Genomic DNA, 20,207 nt, shown 5'->3' on the forward strand with positions numbered 1-20,207 from the left:
TTCAGGCCACCGTGAACTTGCGCATGACGTCGTAATCCAGCTCGACGCCGAGGCCGGGCTTTTCGGGCAGGCTCAGGGCGCCGTCGACAAGATGCAGCTCTTCCTGCGCCAGCTCGCGCCGCAGCCGCTCGACGCAGAGCTGGGGCGGCAGGTATTCGATGAAGCTGCAATGGTTGGTGACGAAGGCCAGATGCGCGGTGGCCGAGATCGAGATGCCGGTCTTCCAGCAGTGCGGCACGATCTTCAGACCACGTTCGGCGGCCATGTCGCAGACGATCTTGGCTTCGCCGATCCCGCCGACGCGGCCGACATCGGGCTGCGCGACCTGGACCTTGCCGATATCCATCAGTTCCTTGAATTCGTATCGCGTGGCCAGCCATTCGCCGCTGGCGACCATCGTCGGCGCCTGCTCGCTGACCTTGGCGAGGGCTTCGACATTGTCGGCCGTGATCGGGGTCTCGAGGAAATAGAGATCGAACTCGGCCCAGTCCTTCACCGTGGCCAGGCAGGCATCGGCATCGTCCCAGAGATACTGCACATCGACCATCAGCGTGATTTCGGGGCCGACGGCCTTGCGCACCGCTGCGACGACTTCGGTATGCTTCTCGAACGGTTCCCGCATCCCCGAATGGGCATAGGGGCCGTTCATCGTGACTTCGCTCTTCATCGCGGTAAAGCCGAGCGCCTTGGCGTCGAGCGCCGATTGCACCAGCGCGTCGCGGTATTCCTCGAAACTGTGGCCCGCCGGTTGCAGCGAGGCATAGGGGGTGACGCTCTGCCGCGTGGCGCCGCCCAGCAGGGCGTGGACCGGCTGGCCCATGGCCTTGCCGCAGAGGTCCCAGAGCGCCATGTCGATGGCGCTCATCGCATGGATCACCATCCCGCGCCGCCCGTTCATCGCGGTGCCGGTATAGATTTGTTCCCAGAGATCGCCGATCCGGAACGGGTCGGCGCCGATCAGGATCTCCTTGATCGCCTGGCCCATCGTATGGGTGCCGGGCGCCTCGATCACCGCCTTCGCCATCCAGGGGTTGGCGTCGCATTCACCGATCCCGGTGACCCCGCCGTCGGTATGGATCAGCACGACGAGGCTGTCCTGGGCCGAGGACGTGAAGCTGGGATCGTAGTCCGGCGCCAGGAGGACGTGGCATTCCACGTCGGTGATCTTGAGATTCGGCGCGGGCGAGGAGAGCACCGGAGAGACGGTTTTCATCGAATGGGATCCGTTCTTCGCTTGAAGGATCGGTGGCGGGGAGCCCCCGCCACCGCAGGTCTGTCCGAAAGGCGGTTCAGAGCGCCGCCTTGACCTCGTTCCAGACCGTGACGCGCTTGTCGAAGTCTTCCGGGGCTTCCAGGAAGACAAGCTGGTCGGCATAGGTGAAGCCGTTGCGCGTGTTGGCCTCTTCGTTGACCGCGTTGCCGTAGCTCTTGTCGTCGGACAGGATCGTGCCGACCTCTTTCGAGAGGCAAGCGTTGACCCAGGCATAGGCCAGGTCCACGTCTTCCGCCCCGGCCGAAACTTCCCAGCAATCCAGCCAGCCGATGGCGCCTTCGGACGGGATGGCCATCGCCGCATCGACGCCCAGGTCGCGCAGGCCGGCGACCTGCGGTTCGCCCATCGAGAACATCGCCTTCACGCCCGAGTTGGCGAAAATGTTCACGCCTTCGTCGAAGCCGGCGAAATAGGTCAGAAGCAGGCGCTTCTGCGCGATCAGCTTTTCCTTGACCATGTCGAACTGCGCATCGGTCAGGTTGAACGGGTCGTCGAGGCCCAGAACCATGGCGGCGAGCGTGACGCTGTTGTTGGCGTCGTCCAGCGCGATCAGCTTGCCGGCATTGGCCGGGTCCCACATCACTTCCCAGCTTTCCGGGGCGGCGTCGAACTGGGCCTTGTCATAGACCAGCGGCAGCGAGCCCCAGGCGAAGGGGATGCCGTATTGCTTGCCGTCGCGCATCAGCACTGGAAGGTCCTGGAAGGCGGGGCTGAGGTTGGCGGAATTGGGAATCTTGGCCAGATCCAGCGGCGCGATCAGCCCGGCGCCGATGTAGCGGTCGAAGCCCGAGGTATCGACCGAGATCAGGTCGAAGTCGGCGCCTTGCGAGCCCTGCATCTTGGCGAACATCTCGTCGACCGAACCGGCGTAGGAAATCGAGACGTCGGCATCGAACTCTTCCTTGAACGGGTCCAGCCATTCCGGCTCGGCATAGCCTTCCCAGCACAGGATGCGCAGGTTGCGGCTGGCCGCGAAGGCCGGCCGGGCGATGAACGGCGCCGACAGGGCCGCCGCGCCGGTGGCCAGGGCATGGCGCCGCGAAATCGCGGTCGGCATGGCCCGTCTGGCCCCGCCCATGTTCTCTTGTTCAGACATCTGTAAAACTCCCTTGCTTGTTTTCTGGTCTGGTTACGGTCACTTCTCGGACAGCTTGCGGTACATCCGGGCACCGGCGACATGGGTCTCGATTTCCGCGTCGAGCAGGTCGAGATCGCCAGACTGCAGCACTTCGACATAGCGGTGGTGCTCGGGGATGATCCGCTCGTAGTTGTCGTCGCGGTCGGTCTCGATGGCGAACATGATCAGCACATGCCGCTGGATGGCCGACCAGAGGGTCGAGAGAAGCGGACTTCCGGCGATATCGAAGACGGTCTGGTGAAAGGCGGTGTCGGCGCGGTGAATGCCGTACCAGCCGTTGCGCGGGTGGTGGGCCTCGTGCTCGATCTCCAGAATCCGGTCGCTCAGCAGTTCGAGCGGATGCGGATCGGTCTTGAGCTTTTCGGCGACCAGCCGGGCCGCCAGCCTTTCGACCGCGACCCGGGCATCGTGAAGCTGAACCCCCCAGGCCTTGTCGAAATTGGCGACATGCATGCCGCGGCGCGGCTTGGGCACCACGATCCCCTGGCTGGCGAGAATGCGCATCGCCTCGCGCACCGGCACCCGGCTGACGCCCAGGCTTTCGGCCAGTTCCGTTTCGACGAGTTTCTGGCCCGGAGCCAGTTTCTGGCCCGCGATGGCTTCCACGATGTGATCGGCGACCCGGTCGGCGAGGGCCCGTTCCCGCAGCGGCGGGATCGTCGATTCCGGGATCACCTTCGGTTCCATAACGGATTCTGCGTCCATACTTATTGTATACAAAAATTCAATTAGCACGACGTCTTGATTCGGTCGAGCATTTTGCTAGCCGCTGCCGCGAAAATCTTGGGCAGCCGTCGAGGGCGTCGATCCGGCGGCGAGGGAGGAAGGCGAGCTGGGCCAGGGAGGGCGCGGTTTCAGGCGGGTGCGTGTGTCATGGGGCGCTTGCCTTCGCGGTCCCGCCGGAAAGGTATCGCTGCCCTTCTGTGACAGCAGATTTCGTAACACCCCGGTCAGGTGAGTTCCCTTGGTATGTTCCAAATGGCGACCTTTTGGTGGCAAGATATGGTTGCGCTTCAATGCCCGGGCGAACAAACTCGACCGACGAGCCGACATCAGAAGTTGGTCGCCAGGGGGGGAGATGCAGTTTGGCATAAACCTGCTTTGTCTGACGGATGTCCTGTCGGATGAGCATGATGCAGCACTCGAGACGATCATTGGTCTGGGCTACGACGGGGTCGAGGTTCCGGTGCTGTCCGGCGATCCCGAGGGCTATGCCCGGCTGGCCAAGAAGCTGGACGGTATCGGTCTGCGCCGTTGTTGCACCGCGATCATCCCGGATGCCGATGCCAATCCGTTGAGCGCCGATCCGGCGGTGCGCAAACGCGGGCTGGCGCATCTCGACTGGATATCGGATTGCGCCGAGGCTCTGGGGGCCGAGAGCATCGGCGGGCCGTTCCACGCGCCCCTCGGCGTGTTCACGGGGCAGGGACCCAGCGAAAGCGAGATCGCCCACGGCGCCGAAGCGCATCACGCGATGGCCGAGCGTGCCGCGCGAAACGGCATGGTGCTGAGCCTTGAAGTGCTGAACCGCTTCGAGACCCATTTCCTCAACACCGCGCAGCAGGCCAAGGCCTATGTCGCGCGGGTCGATCACCCGGCCTTCGGCATCATGTACGACAGCTTCCACGCCAACATCGAAGAGCGCGACCAGGTGGCCGCGATCACCGAACTGGGCCGCGCGATCAACGTCTTCCATGTCTCCGAAAATGACCGGGGCATTCCCGGGCGCGGGCAGATCGACTTTCCGGCGCTGTTCCGGGCGATCCGCGCCACCGGGTTTGACGGCTGGGTGACGGTTGAGGCGTTCAGCGCGGGCCTGCCGGGCATCGCGGCGGCAACCCGCGTCTGGCGTCCGCTGTTTCCCGATCACGAGACGCTGTTCTCGGAAGCCATCGCCAACATGCGCCGATGGTGGGACGAGGCCGCCTGATGCAAGCTGCGCCCGCAACCGCCCCTCCGGCCCTCCAGATGACCGGGATGACCAAGGTCTTTCCCGGTGTCCGGGCGCTCTCCAATGTCGATCTGACCTGCCACGCCGGCGAGGTCCATGTCCTGGCCGGAGAGAACGGCGCCGGGAAATCGACGTTGATCAAGATCCTGTCCGGCGTCTACAGGCCGGACGCCGGCAAGATCGTGGTGAACGGGCAAGAGGCCGTCTTCCGCCATCCTTTGGAAGCACTTCGCGCCGGCATTTCGGTGATCTACCAGGAGTTCTCGCTGCTGCCGGATCGCACGGTGGCACAGAACATCTTCCTGGGGCGCGAGATCCATCGCCGGGGCCGGCTGGATCACGCCGCGATGAACGCCAGTGCCCGGCAGACGCTGGAGACGCTGGGCGTGCATGGGCAGATCGCGCCCGAGGCCCTGGTCAGCGATCTGGACGTGGCCTCGCAGCAGATGGTCGAGATCGCCAAGGCGCTGTCGCTGGACCCGCAGGTCCTGGTGATGGACGAGCCGACCGCCGCGCTGAACCCGACCGAATGCGCGGTGCTGTTCGAGGCGGTGGACCGGCTGCGGGCGCGGGGCTGCGCGATCATCTACATCACTCACCGCATGCACGAGGTGCAGCGCCTGGCCGACCGGGTCTCGGTGCTGAAGGACGGTGAACTGTCGGCCCATTTCGACAGCCTGCCCGAGCCTTCGGCCATCGTCCGTGCCATGGTCGGACGCGACATCGACACCTTCTTCGCGCCCCGGGCGACGTCGGACCAGATCGGCGACGTGCTGCTGGAGGTCCGCGACGGCGGTAATGCCCGGCTGGACGCGATCAACTTCACCCTGCGCCGTGGCGAGGTTCTGGGATTTGCCGGTATCCAGGGGGCCGGGCGGGCGGCCCTTGGAATGGCCCTGTTCGGAGACACGCCGCTGGAGCGCGGGCAGGTCATCCTGCGCGGTCAGCCGGTACGGATCACCTCGACGCGCGACGCGATTGCCGCCGGAATCGGCCTGTTGCCCGGGGATCGCAAGGCCGAGGCTCTGGCCCTGGAACAATCGGTGCTGGACAACGGGATGCTCAGCGCCCGCGCCCTGGCCCGGCTGCTCGGGTCTCACCGCTCGAACGGGTTCACCAATACGGGCAGGATGAGCGGTCTGCTGGACAAGATGGAGGTCCGCGCTCCGGACTACGAGGTGGCGATCGGCTCGTTGTCGGGTGGCAATCAGCAGAAGGCGATCGTCGCCCGCTGGCTGGCGCTGGCGCCCGAGGTGCTGATTTTCATCGAGCCGACGCGCGGCATCGACGTGAACGCCAAGGCCGGAATTTACCAGTTGATGCGCGATCTCGCCATCGGCGGGGCGGGGATCATCCTGATCTCCTCGGACCTGCCGGAAGTCCTGGGCTGTTCGGATCGCATCGTGGTCATGCGCGACGGCACCGTCGCCGGAGAATTCGGGCCCTCGCCATCGGAGACAGAGGTCATGGAGCTGGCAACCTCGGCCAGGCACGCGGCGGCATGAGCATCGTGATTGCCCCCCTGAAGCGCATGTTCGAAAGCCGCCGGTTCGAGCGAAACGCGGCTTTCTACCTGCTGTTGCTCGCCGGCCTCGGCTATGTGCTGATCGCGGTGGCGACGGGACAGATGCAATACCTGACCCTGGACAACCTGGTGTCGATCCTCGGGCGCACGGTCGCGTTGGGCATCACCGCCATCGGGCAGACCTTCGCGATCCTGATCGCCTCGATCGATCTGTCGGTTGCCAGCCTGATTTCGGCGGCTTCGGTTCTGGCCTCGGTGGTGATGAACGGCGATCCGGGCATGATCGTGCCGGCAATCCTTGCCGTGGCGGTGCTGGGGGCGGTCGTGGGGCTGATCAACGGCGTGTTGATCGCCTATTTCGACGTGAACCCGCTGATCGCCACGCTGGCCATGAGCCTGATCATCCAGGGCATCCTGTCGGCCTTCGTCACCAATTTCGCCGGCGACGTGCCGGAAGGCTTCCAGGTCTTCGCCTATGGCACATTCGCCGGCGTTCCCTATGCGCTGATCCTGATGCTGTTGTTGGCCTTGGGCGCCTGGTTCGTGCTGCGGCACACCCGGTTCGGGGCGAACATCTATTCGGTCGGCGGCAATCCGGCGGCGGCGCGGTCGGCGGGCATTCGCACCAGCCGGGTCATCATCTCCGCCCATCTCATCTGCTCGCTCTGCGCGGCGCTGGCCGGGATCTACCTGGCCTCTCGCCTGCGGGCCGGGGCGCCGTGGATCGGCGCCGACGGGGTCTATGACCTGGAGAGCATCGCCGTGGTGGTGATCGGCGGCACCGTCCTGTCCGGCGGGCGCGGCGGCATCTGGGGGACCATGGCGGGTGTGATGATCTTCTCGTTGCTGGATTCGATCTTCAACCTCACCGGTGTCGATGCCTTTGTGAAACAGGTCCTGCGTGGGGTGATCATCGTCGGCGCCGTCGCGCTCTATTCCTATCGTTCGGGGAGGATTGCGGCATGAGCCTCGCCCCCGCATCCGAAAAGCCTGGTCGCAGCCGCTGGGCACAGATCAACCCGGTCTATTTCGTCCTGCTCGCCCTGCTGGTGCTGATTGTCCTGCAGAACCCGAGGTTCGCCGAGCCGACGGGCTACATGAACTTCCTCAAGCGGGCCGCGCCGCTGGCGATCCTCGCCGCCGGGCAGCTCTATGTCATCGTCTCGGGCGGTTTCGACCTTTCGGCGGGATCGCTGATCACGCTGGTCGTGGTCGGCTCGTCGATGCTGACCAACAACGACCCGAATGCCACTGCCTGGGTCATCGCGGTGATGTACGCGATCGGCGTGGTGGTGGGCTGCGTGAACGGGCTGGTCGTCACGGTGCTGAGGGTGCCGTCGCTGATCGCGACTTTGGGAATGATGATCTCACTTGGCGGGCTGTCCATGATGTGGTCCGGAGGGTCGCCGCGCGGCTATCTGCCGGATACATTCCGCTTTTTCGGACGGGCGCTGATCAGGGACGTGCCGGTGATCGGGCTGCTTCCCATCGCGGTGATCGTCATGGTGGTGTCGGGCCTGCTGTTGTGGCTGCTGATGTCGCGGACCAACCTGGGCCGGATGATCCATGCCCTGGGCGACAACCCGCGTGCCGCGCAGCTGGCCGGGGTGCCGGTGCTGCCGGTCAGGCTCTCGGCCTTCGTGGTTTCGTCGCTTTCCGCGGTCACGGCGGGAATCCTGCTGGGCGGCTTTGCCGGGGTCTCCACCGATGTCGGCACCGGCTACGAGTTGCAGGCGATCACCGCGGCGGTGCTGGGCGGTGCGCAGCTGCTGGGCGGGCGCGGTTCCGTTCCCGCCGCCATCGCCGGTGCGCTGACCCTTCAGGCCATCTTCACCCTGCTCAATTTCATGGGATTTCCCCAGCCGCTCCGGCAGGTGGTGCAGGGCCTGATCCTGATCGCTGCCGTGGGCCTGGCCGCCTATCGCAAGAAACAGGGGGCGGGATGACATATCGCGCCGCCACAGGAATTTCGCTCGGAAGGGACCGATGGATCGGGACCGCGCGAGATACCCAGTCCGTCAATTTCAGGGAGGAAACGACATGAAGAAGATCACGAAAGTGGTTGCGGGGGCGCTTGTTGCCCTTGCGCTGCCAAGCCTCGGCCTGGCGCAGAACTACGACGATCCGGCGGAATTCGCCAAGAGCCTCGCGCAGCTCAGCGCGACGCCGATGGGGCCGGAAGGCGAGCCCTGGCTGCAGTATCTGGAAGACAGCATGGTTGACACCAGCCAGTATGCCAAGGACGGCCCGGCCACCGTCTGCTTCTCGAATGCAGGGGTGAACAACGCCTGGCGCGTCGTCGGCTACACCAACATGACCGAAGAACTTGCCCTGCATGACAACATCGGCGAGTTCATCCATCTCGACGCAGAGGGTTCGGACGACAAGCAGATCGCCGATATCGACGACCTTCTGGCGGGCGGCAAATGCGACCTGCTGATCGTGTCGCCGAACACCACGGCGGCGCTGACCCCCGCGGTGGAAAAGGCCTGCGAGCAGCTTCCGGTCATCGTCTTCGATCGTGGCGTGAATACCGACTGCCCGGTGTCCTTCGTGCATCCGGTCGGCGGTTATGGCTTCGGCATCCAGGGTGGCCAGTTCGTGGCCGACAATACCCCCAAAGGCGGAAACGTGCTGATGCTGCGCATCCTGCCTGGCGTGGACGTGCTGGAGACCCGCTATTCGGCCGGTCGCCACATCATGGAAGATGCCGGCCTGAACATCGTCGGGGCCGAGTTCACCGACGGTGACAATGCCAAGACGAAATCCATCGTCGAGGACTACCTGCAGCGTGGTGATATCGACGCGGTATGGATGGATGCCGGCGCGACTGCGGTGGCGGCGATCGAGGCGTTCGAGGATGGCGGCTATGACATCCCGGTCTTCGTGGGCGAGGACCAGCAGGACTTCCTACAGAAATGGGATGCTCTCGGCCTGACCGCGATTGCGCCGACCTATCCCACCTACCAGTGGCGCACGGCGATCATCGCCGCCAGCCGGGTGCTGAAGGGCGAGGCGATCCCCGGTCCGGAGTGGGTTCTGCCGCAGCCGGCGATTACCCAGGACACGCTGGCCGACTACATCGACGTCACCATGCCGCCGCTGCACTACGCGATGTGCGGCTGCGAAGGCATGGCGAACTATCCGCAGGCCTGGGGCGGCAAGTAAGCCGCGCCCGGCGCTTGGGTCGGAAAAGGTCGGGGCGCTCCATTCGGGGCGCCCCGTTTCATTCCGCTGCCACCATCCGCATCAGCGCCTGGCCGAGAGGGTGCTGCGGATTGCCCAGTTCCAGAACAATGTTCATGTGGTTGCATCCCGCGACCTCCAGCAATCGCCCGCTGTCGCCCAGATGGGCCGCATAGGCGCGGGCCTGATCACGGAAGGGGGGCGTCTCGTCCGCGCCGAAGGCCAGCAGTCTTGTGCATCCCGGTAGCAGGATGGCGGTCATCGGTGACCAATCGGCCACCTCTTCCGGGGTCAGGGCGATTTCCGGTTGCAGGAAAGAACTCGGGATCGGCGCCAGGTCATAGATGCCCGACAGCAGCAGCATTTCCCGGGGAATGCGGGGCAGGGGCGGCTCGGCCGTTGTCCGGGCGGCCAGCCAGCTTGCCAGATGCCCGCCCGCGGAATGGCCCGACACGGTGATGCGCTTCGCGTCGCCGCCGAAGTCCCCGGCATGGTCGGCCACCCACGCGAAGGCCGCGCGGCACTGGGCCACCAGATCGGCCAGACGCACGGCGGGCATCAGGTCGTATTCGACCAGCACCGCGACACCGCCCGCCGCGATCACGGGTTCCGCGACAAAGGCATAGTCCTCCTTGCGGCCGGCCCGCCAGTAGCCGCCATGGATGAAGATGTGAACGGGGCGCCCGGAAGCTGCCCGACCGTCCCGGATCACATCCAGGGACTGCCGATCCCCCGACCCGTAGACGATGTTCCTTGTCACCGACCAGCGCGCAGAGGTCGCGGCGCTCAGCCGCGCATAGGTTTTCGAAATCTCATCGAATTCCGGGACATAGTCGCGGATCTTGAAGTGGTCTTCATGCATTTCCCGGTTCCGTGTCAGCAGGCCCGTCGCCCAGGGCCCGGCAGGCACTTTCAAGACAACCCCGGGCATATGCAAACGCTTCGATCCGCGGCTGCCGGCTCCAGCCAAGCGTGATCCAGCAGGCGCCGGCCTTTTCGGGCAGTTGGACCTCGGCCTCGATCTGGTGCTTCACGCGCTGGTGCTGCGGCGGAAGGCGCAGGATTTCGGTGGGGCCGGCCTGTTCCGTTGCGGCCCTGAGCGAAACCGTCGCGCCGGTCTCCTGGCGCAGCCACAGCAGGACCGCCTCGGCACGTTCGGCGATCCGGGCCAGGCCCAGCGGCGCCAGGCCCAGGGCGAAGGCCTTGGGGGCGAGCAGGCACCTGCCGCCGGCCAGCCGTCTGAGAAAGCCGGCGCGTTCCAGCTTGCCCAGAATCTCGATCGTGCCGGTGCGCGCCAATCCGCCGCGCGCGCAGATTTCCCCGAGCCGAATGCCCGGATGCTCGGCGACCAGGAACAGGATCCGGGCCAGATGACGGATGCCGGTCGCGTCAGCCATGCGTTCCGGCTCCGGACTGCCGGGCCAGCTGGGCGGCCGATCTGTTGTAGCTGTTGCCGGGATAGCGCACCCGGAAACTATGCGGGTCATAGGCGCGGCTGATCCCGGACTGCAGGATGAGCTGATCGGGAAGATCCCAGCGGACATGGTCTTCGAACAGCATGGTGGAGCTGACGGAACGGGTGGAATCGCCCCGGGTGACAATGACATCCGAGCGCACGGATATGGTGCGGGGAACCGGGCTTCCGCGCAATGCGCTGAACAATGTCTCGATCCCGACCAACCCCATCGACGGCGGATAATCGACCGCCACCATCCGGACGTCGTTTTGCAGGGCCAGCTTGTACACCTGATTGAGGTCGCCGCCAGTGTGCGGAGGAATGTCCCTTCCGGAATAGCCAGCCGCCAGATAGGCCTGAAGCGAGCCGACGCCCTGCAAGCCGCTGTCGGACCAGACACCGTCGAAGGGGCGCTCGCGGGTCCGCAGGTGGCTCTCGACACGGGATCGTGCGATTTCCGGCCGCCAGTCCGTCCAGTGGCAGGCGGTGATGCAGATATCCGGGAACCGGCGGAAGACCTCTTTGGCGGCGGCAAGGCGCGCGATTGCCGGCGCAGCCCCCCGCTTTCCGGGCAGGAGCAGAACCCGGCCCCTTCCTTGCAGCGTCTCGGCCAGCCAGAGCGCGGTGACATGGCCGATGAGCTGGTCGGAGCTGTTGACGAAGCTGTCAAAGGCGCGAAACCCGCCGATGGCCCGATCGACCAGCACGACACGGACGCCGCGGCGGACGGCATTTTCCAGTTCCGCTGCGATCAGCGGCGAGTTTTCGGCGCTGACCAGAAGCCCGTCCGCCCCGTCCTCGACCAGGGACCTGATCTGAAGGCTCTGCAGTTCGGCATTGTCGTCGGCGTGACGGATCGCCAGCCGATCCAGGGCATCGCCCAGGCCGCCGGCCCCGTACTCGATGGAGTGCACCAGGGCCATGCGCCAGTCATTGCCCAGCGAGGTGTTGGAGAAACCGATGTGGAAGCGGCGCCGGTTCGTCGGCCTCGCCCGACCAAGCGACAGAACCGGAGACGCGGGGAAGTATCCGGGGATCACCTTCGGGAAGCCCGTCCGGACCGAGACATCCCGGGTACTGCGGCGCTGGAAATCGGTGTAGACCTGCTTGGCATAGGCCTTGCGCAGGACAGAGGCCTTGTCACCGGTCGCGATCCTGCCGCGCGACAGCGAGACCAGCCCGGACTCGGCCAGGACCTTGCCGATGCGGTGCAGGCTGGTGCGCGGCACGCCCGTGATGTTCCGTGCCTCCTTTGTGCCGATCGCGTCTTCCCCGCATTCGGCCAATGCGCTCAACAGGGCAATCGCGCCGTCCACGCCGTTCTGACGATGCCTGCCCAAGCGCGCAATCCCTTCCCGGAAGCGTTAGTCCCTGATTGTTCCAAATGGCGACCTTGTCACAATCAATGCGGCTGGCCCCGGTGTCAAAGCCAAAATAGGCTTTCGGCAACGACAGTTGCGGCTTTTTCACCGCTGACATCGACAACCGGGAGGAGTTGGAAATGGGGTCATACCTGATCAAGAACGCGACCGTGTGGGATGCGATCGATGACCAATCCTACAAGGGCGAAGTCCACATCGAAGGCAACCGCATCAAGACCGTTGCCCGCGGTGCGGACCAGATTCCCGAGGACCGCGCAGAGACCGTGATCGACGCCGAGGGCAAGTTCCTGATGCCCGGCCTCGTCGAAGGCCATTGCCACCTGTCCTTCTGCGGCCCCTCGCGCAATCAGGACCTCGGCGAGATTCCTCCCGAGGAACACATGCTGGAGACCTGCCGGGCGGCGACGCTGATCCTGGATCACGGCTTCACTTCGGCATGGTCCGCTGCCTCGGCCAAGATGCGGCTGGATGTGGTTCTGCGTTCGGAAATCGAGAACGGGTATGTGGCAGGCCCCCGCTACCGCGCGGCGAGCCCCGAGATCACCACGACCGGCGGTCTGGGGGACGAGCGCCAGATGCACATGAATGCCGAGAGCTTCGGCTGGCTGGCGGACGGCCCGACGGAAATCCTGCGCGCGGTTCGGCTCTGCTGCCGGGAGAACGTGGACAACGTGAAATTCAATGTCTCCGGCGACGAGTTCGTCAGCCATGCCCGGGCCGAGATCATCTCGATGACGGAACTCGAACTGACCACCGGCGTCAAGGCGGCCCATGACTGGGGCAAGATGGTCGCCTGCCATGCCCGCGCGGCGGAATCGGTCAAGCGATCGGTTCGGGCAGGGGTGGATTGCATCTACCATTGCGATTTTGCCGACGAAGAGGCGCTCGACATGCTCGAGGCGGCCAAGGACCGGGTTATCGTCGGTCCCGCCTTCGGGCTGGTTCACAATTCGGTCTTCGAAGGCGATGCGGTCGGATTGACAAAGGATGTCGTCGAAAAGATGGGCCTGCCGCGCAAGCTGGAACACACCTGCGCCACCTATCACGAGATGCGCAAGCGCGGCATGCGGGTGGTGGTCGGCGGGGATTACGGGTTCACGATCACCCCGATGGGGCAGAACGCGCGCGACATCGGCCATTTCGTGAAGTTCTTCGGCTATTCGCCGGCTGAGGCGCTGAAATGCGCCACCGAGGTCGGGGCGGAGCTGATGGGTCACAAGGGCGAGCTGGGGATCATCAAGGACGGGGCGTTGGCCGATGTCCTGCTGGTCAACGGAAACCCGCTGGAAGATCAGGCCTGCCTCGTCGGCCCGGACAAGTTCGCCTTCATCATGAAGGACGGCCTGGTTCACAAGGACTGGCGGCGTCCTGGTATGAGGTCGGAGCTTCTCGCCTGAGGTCGGTCGCTTGGCCCGGCGCGCGCGGACCTGACGGGTGCGGCTCCGTCCCCCTCCGATCATCGCTTTGATGTTCGTGCGACCGAGGCCGGAACATGCCCGACTGGCCGGGCGGGCGGCGCATGTGCAACTCTGACCCGATAGCCGATTGTTGCGGGACTTCCTTCCTGCCGGACGATCAGACCGACGGAACGCGTCCGCAGCCGCGTATGGCATTCGACGTCCTGGCAAACATCGGAGCTGACATGAAGACGCATTTCCTGGCCATGTCCATCGTGGCCCTTTCTTCCACCGGCGCGTACGCCGAGACCTTCTCGGCCGATGTCTGGGCGGACAACTGGTTCGAGTTGCGGGTCGATGGCGAAACCGTTGGCGAGGACAGCGTGCCGATCACCACGGAGCGGTCCTTCAATGCCGAGAGCTTTGTCTTCGAGGCCGAGCGGCCCTTCGTCCTTGGCCTCGTCGCGAAGGACTTCAAGGAGAACGATACCGGGCTCGAATACATCGGCACGGGCCGGCAGCAGATGGGCGACGGCGGCGTGATCCTGCAGATCAGGAATGCAGCCGGCGAGCCGATTGTCGTCAGCAATGCCGACTGGCAATGCCTCACGATCCATACCGCCCCGCTGGACAAGTCCTGCGAGGACCAGCGCAATCCGGTGGCGGGGGAAGGGGCCTGCGCCTTCGACGTCTCGGAAGAACCGGAGGGCTGGGACACGGCGGCGTTCGACGCCGCTTCCTGGCCGCAGGCCGACGTCTACACCGAGGCGGAGGTCGGCCCCAAGGCCGGTTATGATGAGATTGCCTGGGCCGAGGATGCCAGGCTGATCTGGGGCCCCGACCTCGAACAGAGCAATACGGTGCTCTGCCGCCTGATGGTCGAGTGACCTCTCCCCGCGGACCCGAACCCAACGGACGCTTGGCCATGACCCGGAACGCGCATTCGCAGCGCGTTTCGCCCGGCGTGGCATCTGCATGCTTTCCCCCACGAATGCCGTTTCGGGGCCAATCCTGGCGTCGGATCGGGAAGGGACCATTTCCCTCGGCGCAATCTGACAGGACCGCCTATGCGCGCGCCGACCGTCCGCTGCTGCCGGAGGCCGGGCGGGCAATTCCGTGCCTGCATCCGCCCGCTCGTGCCTTGACCCCATTTGTGAAGTGAAATACTACCCTGCCAAGGTCTGCGGGCGTTGTGTAATGGTAAGACCTCAGCCTTCCAAGCTGATGACGCGGGTTCGATTCCCGCCGCCCGCTCCAGCCGACTTGCCCCTCATCACGCACTTGTTTCCGCTGCCCGATCCGGGTCGTGCAGCAATTCGTCACAGGCCGGTTGCGGGCCCGGCGGGGGGCGCATAAACCGGGGCCGACAGCGGACGGGACGGTTTCGATGAGCGCACGCGATGTGAATGCCGGCAGCGAAGAGCGTGCCAAGTCGAAACGTGTGGGCGCCCTGGCCGGGCTCTGGCCCTTCGTTGCCCCCTATCGCGGCATGCTGGTTCTGGCGCTGGTGGCGCTGGTCTTCACCGCCGCGATCTCGCTGATCCTGCCGCTGGCGGTGCGCCAGGTCGTCGATGCCTTCCAGGCCGAGGAACTGGTGCTGCTCGACAGCTATTTCGTCGCGGCGCTCGGCGTGGCGCTGGCGCTGGCTCTGGGCACCGGGCTTCGCTACTACCTTGTCACGAGGCTGGGCGAGCGGGTCGTCACCGACATCCGCAAGGCGGTGTTTGCCCGGGTCGTCGGGCTGTCGCCCGCGTTCTACGAGCGGATCATGACCGGCGAGGTGCTGAGCCGGATCACCACCGACACGACGCTGATCCTGTCGGTCATCGGCTCTTCGGCCTCGATCGCGCTGCGCCAGATGCTGACCCTGATCGGCGGGCTGGCGCTGATGATCTTCACCTCGGCAAAGCTCTCGGGGCTGGTGCTGCTGATCGTGCCGGCGGTGGTGGTGGCGATCGTGGTGCTGGGGCGGCGGCTGCGCAAGCTGAGCCGGGAGAACCAGGACTGGATCGCCGCCAGTTCGGGCAATGCATCCGAGACGCTGTCCAGCGTCCAGACCGTGCAGGCCTTCACCCATGAGGCATTGAGCCGCGAGACCTTCGACGATGTCAGCGAGCAGAGTTTCCGCATCGCCCGAACCCGGATCGCCACCCGGGCATTGATGACGGTGGTCGTGATCGCGGTCATCTTCTCGGGCGTGGTCGGCGTGCTGTGGATCGGCGCCCGCGACGTGCGGGCCGGGGCGATGAGCGTCGGCCTGCTGGTGCAATTCGTGATCTACGCGATCATGGTCGCCGGCTCGATCGGGGCGCTCAGCGAAATCTGGGGCGAGTTGCAGCGCGCCGCCGGGGCGACCGAGCGGCTGGTGGAGCTGCTGAACGCCGAGGACACCGTGCGCGATCCGGCCACGCCCGTGGTGCTGCCGCGCCCGGTGCGGGGCGAGATCGTCTTCGAGGATGTCGCCTTCCACTACCCGACCCGGCCGGAGCAGAATTCGCTCGACGGGGTCAGCTTCCGGGTCGCCCCGGGCGAGACGGTGGCGCTGGTCGGCCCATCGGGCGCCGGCAAGACCACGGTGATCCAGCTGCTGCAGCGGTTCTACGATCCGCAGGCCGGACGGGTCCGGCTGGACGGGGTGGATCTGCGCGACATGGCCCGGGCCGATTTCCGTCAGGCCATGGCCCTGGTGCCGCAGGACCCGGTGATCTTCGCCAGCACCGCCGCCGAGAACATCCGCTTCGGCCGTCCCGACGCCAGCCAGGCCGAGGTGGAAGAGGCGGCCCGCGCGGCGGCGGCGCATGAGTTCCTGTCGGAACTGGCCGATGGCTACCAGACCATGGTCGGCGAGCGTGGGGTGATGCTCTCTGGCGGGCAGAAACAGCGCATCGCCATTGCCCGCGCGATCCTGCGCGACGCGCCGGTGCTGCTGCTGGACGAGGCGACCAGCGCGCTGGACGCCGAAAGCGAACGTGCGGTGCAACTGGCGGTGGACCGCATGGCCAGGGGCCGCAGTACCCTGATCGTGGCGCACCGGCTGGCGACGGTGAAGAAGGCCGACCGCATCCTGGTCTTCGAAAAGGGCCGGATCGTCGCCGAGGGCACGCATGATTCGCTGGTTGCCGAGGGCGGGCTCTATGCGCGGCTGGCGCGGCTTCAGTTCACCGATGGTGCGGCGGCCTGACGGCGGCGAATGACGCGACGTGTCGGCGGCAGCCCCCTTGCCCGTTCCTGCCTTTCCTCGCATCCTCTCGCCGGAAGACCCGGTGACGGGCCGTGGGGAGGACGGATATGAGCCGGTTTGCCAGTACCGCAGATGTCGAAGCAATCAACAACGAGATGCCCTGGCAGGATCGGCCGGTCGCCGAGACGCTGCATGCGCTGATGGCCCAGACGGCGGCCCGGCATGGCAGCCGCAACGCGTTGAGTTTCCAGCTGGAGTCGGGGCCGAAGGATGCCGCCGAGACGCTGACCTGGGCCGATCTCTATGCCCGGAGCTGCCAGGCCGCCAACATGTTCCGCAGTCTCGGCATCGGTGAAGGCGATGTGGTGGCCTTCCTGCTGCCGAACTGCACCGAGACCGCGACGACGCTGCTGGGCGGGGCCATTGCCGGGATCGTCAACCCGATCAATCCGCTGCTGGAGGCCAACCAGATCGCCGCGATCCTGCGCGAGACCGGCGCCAAGGTGCTGGTCACGCTCAAGGCCTTTCCCAAATCGGACGTGGCGCACAAGGCGGCGCAGGCGCTGTTGAACGCGCCCGAGGTCGAGACCGTCCTGGAGGTCGATCTGAACCGCTATCTGAAGCCACCGAAGAGCTGGATCGTGCCGTTCCTGCGGCCCAAACATGCGGTCCATCACCGGGCCAAGGTTCTGGACTTCGCTACCGAGATGCGCAAGCAGCCGCCGACCCTGGCCTTCGAAGACAGCGCCGGCGACCGGGTCTGCGCCTATTTCCACACCGGCGGCACGACCGGCATGCCCAAGGTGGCACAGCACCAGTATTCGGGGATGGTGTTCAACGGCTGGCTGGGGGCGACGCTGCTGTTCCGGCACACCGACGTGCTGTTGTGTCCGCTGCCGCTGTTCCATGTCTTCGCCGCCTATCCGGTGCTGATGTCGGCCATCGTCTCGGGCGCGCATGTCGTCCTGCCGACCCCGCAGGGCTATCGCGGCGACGGGGTATTCGACAATTTCTGGAAGCTGGTCGAACGCTGGGGGGTGACCTTCATGATCACCGTGCCCACGGCGATCTCGGCATTGATGCAGCGCCCGGTCGATGCCGATGTCTCGACCATGCGGATGGCGATTTCCGGCTCGGCGCCGCTGCCGGTCGAACTCTACCAGCGCTTCGAGAAGGCCACGGGCGTGCAGATCGCCGAGGGCTACGGGCTGACCGAGGCGACCTGCCTGGTGTCCTGCAACCCGGTCGACGGGCCGAAGAAGACCGGCTCGGTCGGGTTGCCCTTGCCCTATTGCGACGTGCGCATCCTCCATTGCGATGCCGAGGGCAACATCATCCGGGAATGCCCGGTGGATGAAGTCGGAGAGATCTGCGTCTCGACCCCCGGCGTGTTCGTGGGGCGGACCTACAGCGAATCCGACAAGAACAGCGACCTGTTCGCCGACGGCAAATGGCTGCGCACCGGCGATCTGGGCCGGCTCGATCCCGATGGTTATCTGTGGATCACCGGCCGCGCCAAGGACCTGATCATCCGTGGCGGGCACAACATCGACCCGGCGATGATCGAGGACGCGCTGATGGCGCATGAGGCGGTGGCCTTTGCCGGCGCCATCGGCCAGCCCGATGCCCATTCCGGAGAGCTGCCCTGCGCCTATGTCGAACTGGTGAACGGCGGGACGGCCACGACCGACGAGCTTCTGGCCTTTGCCAAGGCAAGGGTGCCGGAACGCGCCGCGCAGCCGAAATACATCGAGGTTCTGCCCGAACTTCCCAAGACCGCGGTCGGCAAGGTGTTGAAGAACGACCTGCGCAAGCTGGCGATCGCCCGGGTCTATGGCGCGGCCCTGGCCGAGGCCAAGGTCGGCGCGGAGATCGGGTCGGTCTACGAGGACAAGAAGCGCGGGCTGGTGGCACGCCTGGTGCGGACCGGAGAGGTTTCGGACGAGGATGTGGCGCCGGTCCTGGGGGTCTTCACGAGGCCCTGGGAATGGGATGATGCGGCGCGTCCCGCGGATGACTGAGCCCGGCCGGGCGCGCGGCATTGGACAGGCATGCGTCAAGCGCCTAGATTGCCCGCTGCAACGCCCGGGTGAAGCCCCGGGCGGATCGGAGGGATGATGCCGGAAGATGGGGCAGGCGGCTCGGCTGTCGATACCACCGTGGCGCGGATCCGCGCCCTGATCGCGGACGAGGGTCTGGGAGTCGGGGACAGCCTGCCGACAGAACGCGAGCTTTGCGAACGTTTCGCCACCAGCCGCAACACGGTGCGCGAGGCGATGCGCATTCTCAAGGCCTATGGCATCGTCGATGTCCGGCCCAAGGTCGGCGCCACGATCATCGACAACCGGATGAGCCAGGCCTTCGAACAGTTCAGCTTCAACCTGATGGAACTGTCGGACGAGACCTTCTGGGACATCCAGAACTTCCGCCGCCTGCTCGAGGTCGGCTCGGTCGAGACCCTGCTGGAAAAGATCACCGATGATGACCTGGCCGAGCTGCGGGCAATCAATGCGCAGATGCAGGAGGCGGGGGACGTCGATGCGGCCTCGGAATGCGACTTCCGCTTTCACACGAGGCTGCTTGCCGTCCTCGGCAACAAGGCGATCCTGGATGTCTACCAGATCATGAAGCCGGTGACGCTGAGGATCATGAAGAACGGCAAGACCCGGCGGACCTTCGAGACCAGCACCTTCCGCGAGCATGTCGATGTGCTGGACGCTTTGCAGGCGCGGGACCGGCTGGCCTATCAGTACCGGATGAAGGTCCATCTGGAATCCGGCGTCACCTATCTGGAGCAGCGCGCCGCCGAGGCGGGGTCCGGAACCTAGAGCGGGATCACGTCGACCTTCTGGCTGGTCTTCTGGCTGCCCGAGGCGCGCAGCTGGCCGCGGATCGGCGCGACATCGGCATAGTCGCGGCCCAGGGCGGTGACGACATGGTCCGAGGCGACCAGCAGATCGTTGGTCGGATCGAACTGCACCCATCCCATTTCGGTTCCGCACCAGGCCTGCACCCAGGCATGCATGGCGTCGGCCCCTTCCAGCCGCTCGGTCCCCGGCGGCGGGATGGTGCGCAGGAAGCCCGAGACATAGCCCGCGGGCACCCCGATCCCGCGTAGGCAGGCGATCATGATGTGGCTGAAGTCCTGGCAGACCCCGCGCCGGGCCTTGAACGCCTCGTCGGCGTCGGTGTCCACATCGGTGGCCTTGGGATCGAAGGTCATGTCCCGATGCAGCGCCCGGCCCACCGCCTGCACCGCCTGAAAGGCCGTGAGAGGGCCCGTGCCGGCCCGGCTCAGCGCCTCGCGCGCATAGGCGGTCATCGCCGGGTTGGTCTGCACCCGGTCGGAGTTCCCGGTGAAGTGATGCGGCGATCCCGGCGCCAGGTTGCGGGCCAGGGCCAGATCTTCGCCCAGCCGTTCCAGAGCCGGGGACAGGTCGAACTGCGGTGCGGTGGCGGTGCGCTGGACCCGGGCCTGAAGCCGGAAGGTGACGCCGCTGATCGGCCGGTCATAGGCGATCTCGGTCCGGGCATTGCCGAAGAAATCGACTCCGTCGCGGCGGTCGTCGGGGCGCGGGTCGATCGAGACTTCACCCGCCACAAGCTGCTGCTGGTTCTCGAGGTTCAGCGGCAGCAGGCGCAGCACATGCCGGCCCATCGAGGCGGGCTGCTCGTAGCGGTAGCCGAATTCCAGCGCGATATCGTAGAGCTGTGCCAT

Annotated in this window: 17 protein-coding genes and 1 tRNA gene; 11 read left to right on the plus strand and 7 right to left on the minus strand. The window is 65.8% G+C overall.

The features are described from left to right. Position 1: 1 nt before the first annotated feature. From NUW50_RS13845 to NUW50_RS13855, 3 genes are all read right to left on the minus strand, one after another. On the minus strand, positions 2-1,213 hold the full coding sequence (locus NUW50_RS13845; RefSeq protein WP_258289725.1) for a mandelate racemase/muconate lactonizing enzyme family protein: 1,212 nt from the start codon (positions 1,211-1,213) through the stop codon (positions 2-4). Positions 1,214-1,289: 76 nt separating this feature from the next. Beyond that, a complete protein-coding gene (locus tag NUW50_RS13850; protein ID WP_258289726.1) occupies positions 1,290-2,369 on the minus strand; it encodes an ABC transporter substrate-binding protein in 1,080 nt (359 codons plus the stop codon). 39 nt (positions 2,370-2,408) lie between these two features. After that, positions 2,409-3,086, minus strand: coding sequence for a GntR family transcriptional regulator (locus tag NUW50_RS13855; RefSeq protein ID WP_258289727.1), 678 nt, complete (start codon positions 3,084-3,086; stop codon positions 2,409-2,411). A 403-nt stretch (positions 3,087-3,489) separates the two neighbouring features. Here NUW50_RS13855 and NUW50_RS13860 point away from each other — a divergent pair, with 403 nt between their 5' ends. The 5 genes from NUW50_RS13860 to NUW50_RS13880 all read left to right on the plus strand — a co-directional run bounded on the left by NUW50_RS13860 (position 3,490) and on the right by NUW50_RS13880 (position 9,055). Continuing rightward, on the plus strand, positions 3,490-4,341 hold the full coding sequence (locus tag NUW50_RS13860; protein ID WP_258289728.1) for a sugar phosphate isomerase/epimerase family protein: 852 nt from the start codon (positions 3,490-3,492) through the stop codon (positions 4,339-4,341). A gap of 38 nt (positions 4,342-4,379) precedes the next feature. Continuing rightward, positions 4,380-5,867: a sugar ABC transporter ATP-binding protein gene (locus NUW50_RS13865; RefSeq protein WP_258289729.1), complete on the plus strand. Its 1,488-nt coding sequence runs from the start codon at positions 4,380-4,382 to the stop codon at positions 5,865-5,867. Next, entirely contained in the window at positions 5,864-6,853 is a 990-nt protein-coding gene (locus NUW50_RS13870; protein WP_258289730.1) for an ABC transporter permease, read from the plus strand. The genes NUW50_RS13865 and NUW50_RS13870 overlap by 4 nt, the downstream gene beginning before the upstream one ends. Continuing rightward, positions 6,850-7,833, plus strand: a complete 984-nt coding sequence (locus tag NUW50_RS13875) for an ABC transporter permease (RefSeq protein WP_258289731.1) — start codon at positions 6,850-6,852, stop codon at positions 7,831-7,833. Before NUW50_RS13870 ends, NUW50_RS13875 begins: the two co-directional genes overlap by 4 nt. Before the next feature lie 94 nt (positions 7,834-7,927). Next, positions 7,928-9,055 (plus strand): substrate-binding domain-containing protein, encoded by a 1,128-nt coding sequence (locus tag NUW50_RS13880; RefSeq protein ID WP_258289732.1) that lies wholly within the window; start codon positions 7,928-7,930, stop codon positions 9,053-9,055. 58 nt (positions 9,056-9,113) lie between these two features. Here the strand turns inward: NUW50_RS13880 and NUW50_RS13885 are convergent, their stop codons facing one another. Genes NUW50_RS13885 through NUW50_RS13895 form a run of 3 tightly spaced genes read right to left on the minus strand, consistent with a single transcriptional unit; the run spans position 9,114 to position 11,869 of the window. Beyond that, entirely contained in the window at positions 9,114-9,935 is an 822-nt protein-coding gene (locus NUW50_RS13885; RefSeq protein WP_258289733.1) for an alpha/beta hydrolase, read from the minus strand. Then, on the minus strand, positions 9,928-10,470 hold the full coding sequence (locus tag NUW50_RS13890; protein ID WP_258289734.1) for a helix-turn-helix domain-containing protein: 543 nt from the start codon (positions 10,468-10,470) through the stop codon (positions 9,928-9,930). Before NUW50_RS13890 ends, NUW50_RS13885 begins: the two co-directional genes overlap by 8 nt. Further along, positions 10,463-11,869 (minus strand): substrate-binding domain-containing protein, encoded by a 1,407-nt coding sequence (locus tag NUW50_RS13895; RefSeq protein ID WP_258289735.1) that lies wholly within the window; start codon positions 11,867-11,869, stop codon positions 10,463-10,465. The genes NUW50_RS13890 and NUW50_RS13895 overlap by 8 nt, the downstream gene beginning before the upstream one ends. 161 nt (positions 11,870-12,030) lie before the next feature. Here NUW50_RS13895 and NUW50_RS13900 point away from each other — a divergent pair, with 161 nt between their 5' ends. From NUW50_RS13900 to NUW50_RS13925, 6 genes are all read left to right on the plus strand, one after another. After that, entirely contained in the window at positions 12,031-13,308 is a 1,278-nt protein-coding gene (locus tag NUW50_RS13900; protein ID WP_258289736.1) for a metal-dependent hydrolase family protein, read from the plus strand. 245 nt (positions 13,309-13,553) lie between these two features. Then, complete coding sequence (locus tag NUW50_RS13905) at positions 13,554-14,195, plus strand: PEBP family protein (protein WP_258289737.1); 642 nt, start codon at positions 13,554-13,556, stop codon at positions 14,193-14,195. Positions 14,196-14,491: 296 nt separating this feature from the next. Next, positions 14,492-14,565, plus strand: a tRNA-Gly gene (locus NUW50_RS13910). Between the two features lie 130 nt (positions 14,566-14,695). Then, a complete protein-coding gene (locus tag NUW50_RS13915) occupies positions 14,696-16,489 on the plus strand; it encodes an ABC transporter transmembrane domain-containing protein (protein WP_258289738.1) in 1,794 nt (597 codons plus the stop codon). Positions 16,490-16,596: 107 nt separating this feature from the next. After that, complete coding sequence (locus NUW50_RS13920) at positions 16,597-18,510, plus strand: acyl-CoA synthetase (RefSeq protein ID WP_258289739.1); 1,914 nt, start codon at positions 16,597-16,599, stop codon at positions 18,508-18,510. 96 nt (positions 18,511-18,606) lie between these two features. Then, positions 18,607-19,317 carry a FadR/GntR family transcriptional regulator gene (locus tag NUW50_RS13925; RefSeq protein ID WP_258289740.1) on the plus strand — a complete coding sequence of 237 codons (711 nt, stop codon included), beginning with the start codon at positions 18,607-18,609 and terminating at the stop codon, positions 19,315-19,317. On the opposite strand, the gene NUW50_RS13930 is transcribed toward NUW50_RS13925, so the two are convergent. Further along, positions 19,314-20,207 (minus strand): transglutaminase family protein, encoded by an 894-nt coding sequence (locus tag NUW50_RS13930; protein WP_258289741.1) that lies wholly within the window; start codon positions 20,205-20,207, stop codon positions 19,314-19,316. The genes NUW50_RS13925 and NUW50_RS13930 overlap by 4 nt on opposite strands.

Origin of the sequence: Frigidibacter sp. ROC022 (assembly GCF_024723735.1) — a bacterium.
Taxonomy (GTDB): Bacteria; Pseudomonadota; Alphaproteobacteria; order Rhodobacterales; family Rhodobacteraceae; genus SLM-1.